At 47.1% G+C, this 10,727-nt stretch carries 9 protein-coding genes; all 9 read left to right on the forward strand.

The window, feature by feature from the left end:
• Positions 1–272 precede the first annotated feature (272 nt).
• Positions 273–1,007, forward strand: a complete 735-nt coding sequence (gene truA / locus Q0140_RS11410; protein ID WP_366112877.1) for a tRNA pseudouridine(38-40) synthase TruA — start codon at positions 273–275, stop codon at positions 1,005–1,007.
• Positions 1,008–1,240: 233 nt separating this feature from the next.
• A complete protein-coding gene (locus tag Q0140_RS11415; RefSeq protein ID WP_005873238.1) occupies positions 1,241–2,182 on the forward strand; it encodes a TAXI family TRAP transporter solute-binding subunit in 942 nt (313 codons plus the stop codon).
• A gap of 8 nt (positions 2,183–2,190) precedes the next feature.
• Positions 2,191–4,272 (forward strand): TRAP transporter permease, encoded by a 2,082-nt coding sequence (locus Q0140_RS11420; RefSeq protein WP_297964693.1) that lies wholly within the window; start codon positions 2,191–2,193, stop codon positions 4,270–4,272.
• A gap of 677 nt (positions 4,273–4,949) precedes the next feature.
• Entirely contained in the window at positions 4,950–7,073 is a 2,124-nt protein-coding gene (locus Q0140_RS11425) for a TonB-dependent receptor (protein WP_297964695.1), read from the forward strand.
• Positions 7,067–7,963: an alpha/beta hydrolase-fold protein gene (locus tag Q0140_RS11430; RefSeq protein WP_297964697.1), complete on the forward strand. Its 897-nt coding sequence runs from the start codon at positions 7,067–7,069 to the stop codon at positions 7,961–7,963. Before Q0140_RS11425 ends, Q0140_RS11430 begins: the two co-directional genes overlap by 7 nt.
• Positions 7,964–8,116: 153 nt before the next feature.
• Positions 8,117–8,356, forward strand: coding sequence for a hypothetical protein (locus Q0140_RS11435; RefSeq protein WP_297964699.1), 240 nt, complete (start codon positions 8,117–8,119; stop codon positions 8,354–8,356).
• A gap of 881 nt (positions 8,357–9,237) precedes the next feature.
• Positions 9,238–9,696, forward strand: a complete 459-nt coding sequence (locus Q0140_RS11440; RefSeq protein ID WP_081451750.1) for a CidA/LrgA family protein — start codon at positions 9,238–9,240, stop codon at positions 9,694–9,696.
• Entirely contained in the window at positions 9,693–10,385 is a 693-nt protein-coding gene (locus Q0140_RS11445; RefSeq protein WP_005873245.1) for an LrgB family protein, read from the forward strand. The genes Q0140_RS11440 and Q0140_RS11445 overlap by 4 nt, the downstream gene beginning before the upstream one ends.
• A 9-nt stretch (positions 10,386–10,394) precedes the next feature.
• The coding region (locus tag Q0140_RS11450; protein ID WP_297964701.1) for a cytidylate kinase family protein at positions 10,395–10,727 on the forward strand (333 nt) is incomplete at its 3' end.

Here is a 10,727-nt window from a genome sequence, read left to right on the forward strand (position 1 = left end):
TAAATTCCGCCCGCAAAAATTCCGCCGATACCGCCGCTTCCGATATTTGCGCGGCAAGCGCAGAGGAAATTTACACGACCGTGCGCGTAGACGACCGCGCCGCAGACTCTCTCAAAGCAGATACCGCCTACAAAGCGGGCATTTCCGCAAACACCCTCGCAAGCGCGTCCGAACTCAAAAATATTATTGAAAGCGCGCCCGCAAGCGACTTCGCAGCGAGCAAACTTGCGCACATCGGCAAAATAAGTGCCCCGCCAAATACTCCCGCAGATGTGTGCGCATATGCCCCGAGCGCAAACTCCGAACGCGTAAAGCTCAAGCTCGTCTATTCCTATGACGGCTCGAAATTTAGCGGCTCGCAGTCTCAGCCTCACGGGCGCGGCGTCGAGGACGTGCTACGCGCGGCTTTGGGGCGCGTGGGGATCTTTGCGCCGCTAATCAGCAGCTCGCGCACAGATAAAGGGGTGCACGCACTGCGCCAGGTAAGCTGCGTCGAATGTACCGTGCACTGGGAGCTGCCGCGCCTAAAAGAGCTCATAAACCGCCACTGCGCGCCCTATATTTTTGTGCAACACATCAGCCCGGTACCGCGCGATTTTCATCCGCGTTACGACGCCATAGCGCGCTGCTATCGCTACGTTTTAAACCACGGACGTCCAAGCCCCTTTCTTAGCGATTTTTGCGTGTTTTATCCGCGCGTGGATCTTGCCGCGCTCAATGCTGCGCTTGCAAATTTCGTCGGCGAGCACGATTTTAGCGAGTTTATGAAAAGCGGCAGCGACATAAAAAGCCCTGTGCGCGAGCTCTACGTCGCGCGCGCCTACTCTTTTAGAAATTTGACCTTGATAAATTTTAAAGCCAACGGATTTTTGCGAGCGCAGGTGCGGCTGATGGTCGCAAATGCCCTAAAGTCCGTGCAGAGCGGGCGCAAGATCAGCTTCTCGCGAGCTCTTAGCAGAATCCCCTTTCCGCCGAACGGGCTGTATCTTAGCGGCGTGAGTTATTAAGACTTGAAATTTATAGCGTTAAATTTTATCCACGGGCGTTTGGATTTCAAGCTTAGAATTTTATCGCGGTAAAATTTGGCATGTCAGAGCAGATCGCCGCCCTATTCTCATATTAGATCACCTGCACCGCGATGTGTAAAATCGTAAATTTGCGCAAAATTCGATCTGTTTTTATTAGAATTTTATAGAAATTTAGCAATACTTTCAAACTTTTAACTCAAAAAGGAGCAAAGATGAAAAAATTTTCTGTTGCTTTGGCCGGTTTGGCCTTACTAGCTAGCGTTTCAGGCGCTAAGGAGTTCATCAATATCGGCACCGGCGGTATGACCGGCACCTATTATCCGGTAGGCGGCGCGATTTGCCGCTTGGTAAATATGGATAAAAATATGAAATGCTCTGTGCAATCGACGGGCGGCTCGACATATAACGTCAATAACGTGCTTAAAAAAGAGCTAAATTTCGGCTTCGTTCAAAGCGATGTCGTCTATGATAAATACAACGGTACGGGCAAATTTCAAGGCGCGGCGGATAAAAATTTACGCTCCGTAATTTCGATCTATCCGGAGCTTTTGGCTTTCGTCGTCTCTAAAGAGAGCGGCATCAAAGCCTACGGCGACGCTGCGGGCAAAAAGATCAATATCGGAAACCCTGGTAGCGGCAACGAGCTAACCAGCACGATAGTTTTTGAAAACTACGACTTCGATCTCAAAAAGCTCGCCCAACACGGCGTCTTAACCGCGCAAGAATGCCCTATGGCGCTAAAAGATAAGAAGATCGACGGATACTTCTACGTCGTAGGACATCCGACCGCAAATATCACCGATGCGGCGACTTCGCTTCCTATCGACTTAGTCGGCATCGACGATGAGCATATCAAAAAAATTCTAGAAAAATATCCATATTTTGCCAAAGGCGTGATCCCTGCGAAAATGTATGACGGCGTAGATCACGATACGCAGACTATCGGCGTAAAGGCCGTGCTCGTAACCGACGCTAGCCAAAGCGACGAGGCGGTTAGGGCGGTAGTTAAGGCGATACTTGATAATTTCGACGAGTATAAAAAGCTACACCCTGCGCTAAATTTGGTAAGCAAAGAATCTCTTTTAGAGGGGCTTAGCGCGCCGCTTCATCCTGCGGCAGAGGCGGTGTATAAAGAAGCCGGACTGCTGAAATAGGCTAGTTGATGGAGAAATCTACACAAAACGACGAGCAGGTTTTAGAGGTAAAGAGTAGAGAATTTACCTCTAAAAAGCTCTTCTGGCTCGTGACGCTGGTCTGCTTCGCGTGGTCGGTCTTTCAGCTTTATATCGCGTATTTTACGCTAAATACGAATATCGCGCGCTCGATCCACTTGGCGTTCGCTGTTTTTATAATTTTTTCGCTTTTTCCATTTCGCCCGCGCTCTAAGGCGCATTTTTATATCCCGTTTTACGATTATATTTTATTAATCGTCGGAGTCGCCGCAATTTTGTATCCTGCGATAGAATTTAACGGGCTAGCGCAGCGCCCGGGAAATTATCTAACCAGAGATATTGTAGTAGCCTTTATAGGTATTTTTATCCTTTTTGAGGCGGGTCGTCGTATGATGGGGCCCGCGCTTGGCATTATCGCTTTTACCTTTCTTCTATATTGTTACTTCGGCCCTTATATGCCAGATATCATCGCGCACCGCGGCGCAAGCTTTGAACTGCTTGCAGGGCATATGTTTTTAACTACAGAGGGCGTATTCGGCGTGCCGGTAGGGGTCAGCACCAGCTTCATCTATCTGTTCGTGCTATTCGGCGCGCTTTTGGAGCGAGCCGGAGCGGGGCAGTATTTTATAAACGTAGCGTTTGCGATTTTAGGTCGCTTTCGCGGAGGACCCGCCAAGGCTAGCGTAATCGCCAGCGGGCTAACCGGCATGGTAAGCGGTAGCTCGACCGCAAACGTCGTGACGGTGGGCACCTTTACGATCCCGCTTATGAAAAAAGCGGGGCTTACCGCCACTAAAGCGGGCGCTATCGAGGTCGCAGCAGGCGTAAACGGGCAGCTTATGCCGCCTATCATGGGCGCTGCGGCGTTTATCATCGCGGAATTTTTAGGCATGAGCTACACCAACGTAATGATCGCGGCGGTGATCCCTGCCTTCGTCTGCTATGCGGGGTTATTTTTTATCGTGCATCTGGAAAGCTGCAAGTTGGGGCTTCGCGGTAGCCGCGATTACGCCAAGGTTTCAAAGCTAAAAATTATATTTAGCGGCATTCATTACATAATACCGATTTTGGTGCTTCTTTTTACTCTATTGATTCTAAAAGAAAGTGCGATCTCTGCGGCGTTTAACTCGATCTGCGTGCTGTTTTTAATAATGATCGTGCAAGAGCCCGCTAAGAAAACGATATTCGGTGAAAAGGTCGGCAAGTCCGATTTCATCGTCGGCTTTGTCGATATCTTTTGGGCTATGGTGGGTGCTGCCAAAAACATGGTCACCGTCGCCGTAGCCACCGCGCTAGCGGGCATCATCATCGGCTCGATCTCGCTTACCGGGCTGGGACAGGTTCTTTCAGAGCTCGTGGAGGCGGTCGCGGGAAATAGCATAGTGCTGATACTTCTGATGACTGCGATAATGAGCCTGATTTTGGGCATGGGGCTTCCTACGACGGCGAATTATATCGTCGTTTCAAGCCTGATTGCGCCAGTGATTTTGATACTAGCGGGCAAAAACGGCTTTTTGATCCCTGCGATCGCGGTGCATCTTTTCGTATTTTATTTCGGAATTTTAGCCGATGATACCCCGCCCGTGGGTATTGCCGCATACGCTGCCGCGGGCATCGCAAAAGCAAATCCGGTAATAGTAGGACTTCAGGGCTTCATTTACGATCTACGCACGGCGGTGCTTCCGTTTGCGTTCTTTTTTAACAACAAGCTGCTTTTGATCCAAAGCATCGGCGATCCGATGGATTCAAAAAGCATCGTTTGGATCAGCGATCCACTGCAAATCGTGCTAATTTTTGCCACGGCGATCGTGGGTATGTTTGCTTTCAGCTCCTCGCTGCAAGGTTGGTTCGTAACCAAGTGCAACCCGATAGAGCGCCTACTATTGCTGCTCGTAACGCCGTTAATGCTGGTGCCTAATATCTGCGCGAAATTTATAGAGTTTATCCCAAGCGAATACGCAAGCTACGGCATCGGCGCTGCGATCTACGCGCTGATCTTTGCAAAGCAGTGGGTTTTAAGACCTAAAGACTCAGATGGTACGCACGCCGAAAATAGCGCGCCTGTGGCGTAAAATCAAATTTGATCCCGCTAAATTTTAAGATAAATTTGCGGGGTCTTATTAAATTTTATCTTCTTATTTTGCATTCTTGCGCCAGGATTTTAAATTTGAATCGACTCTTTACTCTAAATTTAAAACCTCGGCAGATTGTGCCGTGCTGATAAATCTAGTTTAAATTTAAATCCGCCTATATAAACTACTCAAAATTTTAAATTGCGCCGAAGCGATTATGTCCCTTAGTAAGATAAATTTATTCATACGAAGCTACTGTGTTAAAAAACATCGCATGTTAATCCCATTGCTAGTCTATAATTATCGCAAGCCGCAGGATGCACGAAATCAATAGAGCAAAGCCGTTTTTGCCTTGCCGCTTGTAATGCCTTCGATAGTTTAAAATATACACGTCCACAAAAGCGAAAATGATTCTTAAAGCAGATAAAATCAAAAACTGTGCAAAATTTCTTCAAAACGATTTGATAATTAAGACCGGGCGTTATAAAATTTTACTTATTTACAGCAATATCTTGATTATATGCTGTACTTTATTTAAAATAATTTTTATAAAAATATCGATGGAATGGGGAATTATTAGTCAAATTTAATTCTATAAAAATACTTTAATAATTAATATTAAATTTATCCGCTTTGAGTTATAATCCGCGATTAAATTTCAAAATAGAGGAACAAAAATGCAAAAAGATATGTATTTTAAAAAGGCGAAATTTATCGCATTATCGATATGCGCGAGCGTTTCGATTTTATGCGGTATGGAAGGCTCACACCTAAGCAGTGACGCAAATAGCACGAATCTTGGCGAAATCGTAGTAAGTGCGAGCGGCTTTCGCCAAGATATCAGGCAGGCGCCGGCCTCCATCTCCACCTTGGATAATAAAGAGATATCAAGCGGCAGATTCACTTCGCTACACGATATCGCGAGTAAAATGCCTGGCGTCAGCGTTATCGCAGGCGACGACGGCCCGGCAAGCGGGATATCCATCAGAGGAATGGAAAGCTCTCAAACCCTTGTGCTTATCGACGGCAAACGCGTAAGTTCCGCGGCGGCGAACCCAAAAGGCGGAGCGGGCGATATGAACTCGAATTTTATCCCGCCCGCAGGAGCGATAGAGCGTATCGAGGTGATTAGGGGGCCGATGAGCTCGCTTTACGGAAGCGATGCGGTAGGCGGCGTGATAAATATCATTACGAAAAAGAATTTTTCTAAATTTAGCGGAAGCGCCGCCATATCTACGACTATCCAAGATCACGAGGGTATCGGAAACGGCAAGATGGGCGAAGCCTACGTCAATATTCCCTTCGGGCAGTATGCGGCGCTTCAGCTGTGGGGATATAAAAAGCTGCGCGACGAGGACGGCTATAAGGGAGGCTATCAAAAGAACGATAAATCGGATTCTAACGCTAAGCTTTGGCTAACGCCGGATGAAAATAATAAATTTTACGTTCAAATCGGAAGGCAAAATCACGATTATTCAAGGACTCTTGGTAAAACCGCCGTTTATCCCAACGCGCGTGGATTAAATCACTATAAATATAAAAGAGAAAATCACGGCGTCGGATATTTGGGTGAGTTCGAGAGCTTAAGTGCTGATATAAGTTATTTTTGGGATAAGACTCGCCGTACGAGCATTTTTGATAGCCTTTCTCCCGCAATCGTAAAAAATAGAAATTTTAATTCCAAATTTACGACTTATCTCGGTATAAATACGCTTACCTTCGGCTATGATTTTAGCAAGCAAGATGTGCGAACGACTTTTATCGTTTCAAACTCGAATAGGCAAAATTTACGCTCTCCGCAGCGATTTTCTATGAACGAGCATGCGGGATTTTTAGAGGATGAGATTGAAATTTTGGAAAATACGCTATTTTTAACGCTCGGCGGCAGGCTCACGCACAACGAATACTTCGGCAACCACTTTTCTCCTAGAGCCTACGCGACGTTTAATATAGGCGATACCTGGACGATCAAAGGCGGCGTCGCAACCGGTTATAAAACTCCCAACGTCAATCAAATTTCGCCGGAAGTAGGCACGATTCAGGGCGGCTGGAGGATTATAGATTTCGGTAACAAGGATTTAAAGCCCGAGAAAAGCACGACCTACGAGATCGGGCTTTATTACGACAATGCAGACGATCTACGCGGCAATATCACGCTATTTAAAAACGACTTCAAAGATAAAATTTTAGATACCGATGGCAGCAATATCAATAGGATTCCCGCTTACGGAGGCTGCGCCGGCGCACCGAGCGTTAATTGCCCGGGTTGGGGAACGTATTTTAATATAGAAGGAGCCCAGGTTTACGGCGTTGAGCTGAGCGGCGATTACGATATTACTAAGAGGCTAAATTTCAAGGCAAACTATACCTATAGCCACTCCGAGATCGAAACCGGGGATCCTACGATCTATACGCCAAACGGCGCCGTTAAATTTAGCCAAACCAATCTTAGTAGGCTAGATGGCAAATCCCTGACCGCTACTCCGAAACATGCCGCACATGCGACGCTTAGTTATAGGCCGATCGCTCCGCTTTCTACTTTTATCGGTCTTAATTACGAAAGCGAGCTTACAAGCGTACAATTCGGTCCGGGCAATAGAGTCAGCAAAAACGACAAAAAGCTTTTTACTACGGATTTGGGCGCACAATACGATTTAAACGATAATCTGAGTCTAAATTTAACCGCCTACAATATCTTTGATAACGTCCGATACGACGAGGGTCTCGCAGACGACGGCAATTACTATTGGTATCCCGAGGAGGGCAGGAGGTTTTGGTTTAAGGTAAACGCTAAATGGTAAGCCTAAAGAGCTTTCTTGTGGTATTTGACGCGCTCTTTTTAGCGTGCTTATTCGCTTGCGATCTGGGGGCAAAACCGCCGCAAAAGATTGAGCGGGTAAGTGGAGCTGCGCGCGAAATGTTTAACGTGAGCGATTTTATTTTAAAAAGCAAGAGCGGCGAAAAATATAAAATTTTTATAGCTCGCCAAAAAAATGTCGCTCGCTACGATAGGGTAGTTTTTATGGTTGATGCGAACGCGCAGTTTCCGATACTTTTAAACTCCTATGCGAAAATTTATGCGAATGGCGCAAAGCAAAACGCAAAAGCGGTGCCGAAATTAAGCAAAACCGTCCTTATAGTAGGCATCGGATACGACAGCCCGCTAGCGTATGATACTAAGCGTCGCACGAGAGATTTAACGCCCGCGGCGAGCGGCGAAAAATATGCAAACGGCGGCGGCGCAGCAGAATTTTACGATTTCGTAAAAGATGAACTATTTCCGCTCGTGGAGAAAAAATACTCTACGGCAAAAAGCGATAAAATTTACTTCGGACATTCTTTTGGCGGGCTATTCGGTATTTATGCTTTGCTGCGCGACGATGGGATTTTCGACGAGTTTTTTATCGCCTCACCTTCGTTGTGGTGGGGCGAATCACAGCTGATCAGAGATGCCCTAGACGAGGGAAAGCTTAGATCAAATTTAAAAGCGAAATTCATAATGCTCGTTGCTGGCTCGCGTGAAATGCGTAAAGGAAAAACCGATAAAGCGGGAATTTTAAAAGTAGCCGATCTAGCTAAAATTTTAAAAACAAAGGGGCTTTCTTGCGAGTTTAGGCTCTACGAAGGCGCTTCGCACGGCGAAGTAATCCCATTGGCTTTGCAAGATTTAGCGCTATTTACGCAAAGATAATCTTCTATTTAGCCGGTAAAGCCTTGATCTAAACTGCAAGCGTAGGACCGAGCGGCGCAGGCTCGTTGATTGCGCCGAAACGCGTCGCCGGATTTAAGAAATTAAATTTTAAAGCCCTTTTGGCTAGTATCGCGCAAATTTAAAGGAGCGAAAATGCAAAGTTTCAAATGGCAAATTTCAAAGCGGCTCAAGCAGGCGATGCGCGAGCGAGATATCGATAATCTCACGCTCGTGCAGCGCACGGATGAGCTGTATTCGCGCTCACACCCGGGCCACGACGAGGATATGCGCACCGAAGTTTACGCGGTCTTGGACGAATACGCGCCCAACGTCGATATTGAAATTTTTGATCTGGTCTGCAAGGTTCTAGACGTCAAAATCGAGCTAGGGTAGGACCTCGCGCGGGATTCGCCTGCGCTTTTTGCTCGGGTGGCGGCGCTAAATCGGTTTTTGAAATTTTATTTAATTCGGCTTTGCACTGCGACGCAGATTGTACCGCGAGTCGCGGCCGCTCCCAGCCTTTAAAATACGCAGCGCATGGCATTCGCGCCACACTTGTCATTTGCTACACGTGGATTTCGATCCGGCTAAAACGAGCCGTCGCTCATACGACTGCGCCCGCCGCAAAATTTGCTAGCGGCGTGTCTTACGCGGTATTAAATTTTAACGGCGCCGTAAAATTTAGTAGCGACAGCACCCATATCCGCGAGACGCGGATCGTGAAATTTAAACTCGAGCGGCGCGAACTTCGTAATTTAAGCACTCGCTTGCCCGTTCTTTAAAATTAAGCGCGCTTGTTTATTCGCCGAAATTTAACTCAAATTTAAACGCTCTCTCGCAGGAATTTTAAAATTTACCGCACGATTGCATCAGATCGCACAGCTTCCACACGACTCATACTACCCAATGTGCGCCTGGCTACTCCACGCGATGTGTTTTTGCGCCGTGAAGTTGGGAGCAGAGTTCGGCGCAGAATTGTGTATAAAATTTCATTCACGCAGCTGGCTCGCAGATAGCTTAATCGGCAGCTCCAAATTCTGAACTCCGATCAAAATTTATTCTAACCGCTTAAAATTTTAAATCCCAATCAAAATTCACTAAAGCGGCGACAAATTAGCGATTAAAATTTGAAATTTTAGAAGTGAAATCTCGCTCCTGCTTGCGATTAAAATTTTAAATTTTGCCGCAAAATTTCGCCCAAACCTAGCAAGATTAATATCTATTTTAACTGCAAAGTGCTAAATTTAGCCCTAAATTTTAATCCGAGGTAAACTTTGAACTACTTAATCCAATTTAGTGTGATTTTAGGAATATCTTTTGTTGCGGAGATTTTGGCGGCGCTCGTGCCTGTGCCGATCCCCGCTAGCATCTACGGACTAGTCATTATGCTTTTAGCCCTGATCTTCAAACTCATCAAAGTATCGCAGATCAGAGAAACCGTGTCGTTTTTTATGCAGATTATGCCGGTGATCTTCATCCCGGCGGGCGCTGCGATCATCATCGCAGGCGACGCGCTACGCCAGCATCTTTTCGCAATCATCGCGATTACGGCAGTCTCTACGGTAGTAGTCATCGGTGCAAGTGGCGCAGTAACGCAGATCTTTTATAAAATCGCCCTCGCCCGCGTTAAGCGCAGGCTCTACGCAGCCGCGCACGAACAAGATGGCGTGAATACAAAGGGCGTGGATGCAAAGCTGGAGCGCGAAATTTTATCCGGAGACGACAAAAAATGAGAGAAATTTTAATGAACTCCGCTTTTTTCGGCGTATTTTTGTGCCTAGGCTCGTTTGAGCTGGGACTTTATCTAAAAAAGCGCTTTAAGCTAACTATTTTCAACCCGCTTCTAATCGGTATCGTGCTTACCGTCTGCGTGCTTTTACTCTTTAAAATTCCATACGAGAAATTTAACGCGAGCGCCTCGCACATTAGCTTTTTCTTAACGCCGATTACCGTCTGTCTAGCTGTGCCGCTATACGAGCAGCTGGCGCTTTTGCGAAGTAATTTTTTAGCTATTTTTGCAGGACTGATTTCGGGTATGATCGCAGGACTAGGCAGCATCTACGCGATGTCGGTGATATTTGGGCTAAATCACACAATGTATGTCACGCTACTACCGAAATCCGTCACGGCGCCGATCGGTATGGGTATCAGCGAAAGCTTAGGCGGCATCGTGACACTAACGGTGGCCTGCATCATCGCTACGGGCATCATCGGCAGCGTATTTGGCGAGGCGCTACTTAAAATTTTTGGCATCAAAAAGGCGATGGCAAAAGGTATCGCCCTAGGCTGCGCGAGCCACGCGATGGGAACGGCGCGCGCTCTTGAGATCGGTGACGTAGAGGGCGCGATGGCGTCTTTAGCAATGGCAGTTACGGGACTTCTTACCGTCATCGGTGCCGGTATATTTGCACATTTCATCTAAGGAGAAAATATGATAATCTCGATCGCTAGACAAACGGGCGCAGGCGGGCGCGAAACCGCGCGCAAACTAGCCGAGCGCTTAGGCTACACCTATCTAGCCAAGGCGGATCTGCTCCGCAAAGCAGACGAGCTTGGCTGCTTCGAGCAGATGTATGAGTTCTACAACGAAATGCCCGTAAATACGCTACTTCAGGCAATATCGCACAACGAGCTAGCCAATGAGCAAAAGCGCGATCGCATCGTAGCAATCTACGAGAAGATCGTCTCGGGCGGCAACGTTATAGTGCTTGGGCGCTGCGCCGGGTTTTTCTTGCGCGGACATCCGGATCTGCTGACGGTATTT

It is taken from the genome of uncultured Campylobacter sp. (genome assembly GCF_938045405.1).
In the GTDB taxonomy this organism is placed as follows: Bacteria; Campylobacterota; Campylobacteria; order Campylobacterales; family Campylobacteraceae; genus Campylobacter_B.

What these genes read in the sequence shown, in the direction of transcription:
- Q0140_RS11430 (WP_297964697.1), top strand. Translation starts at nt 7,067, where the DNA reads ATGGTAAGCCTAAAGAGCTTTCTTGTGGTATTTGACGCGCTCTTTTTA.
- Q0140_RS11435 (WP_297964699.1), top strand. Translation starts at nt 8,117, where the DNA reads ATGCAAAGTTTCAAATGGCAAATTTCAAAGCGGCTCAAGCAGGCGATG.
- Q0140_RS11425 (WP_297964695.1), top strand. Translation starts at nt 4,950, where the DNA reads ATGCAAAAAGATATGTATTTTAAAAAGGCGAAATTTATCGCATTATCG.
- Q0140_RS11415 (WP_005873238.1), top strand. Translation starts at nt 1,241, where the DNA reads ATGAAAAAATTTTCTGTTGCTTTGGCCGGTTTGGCCTTACTAGCTAGC.
- Q0140_RS11445 (WP_005873245.1), top strand. Translation starts at nt 9,693, where the DNA reads ATGAGAGAAATTTTAATGAACTCCGCTTTTTTCGGCGTATTTTTGTGC.
- Q0140_RS11420 (WP_297964693.1), top strand. Translation starts at nt 2,191, where the DNA reads ATGGAGAAATCTACACAAAACGACGAGCAGGTTTTAGAGGTAAAGAGT.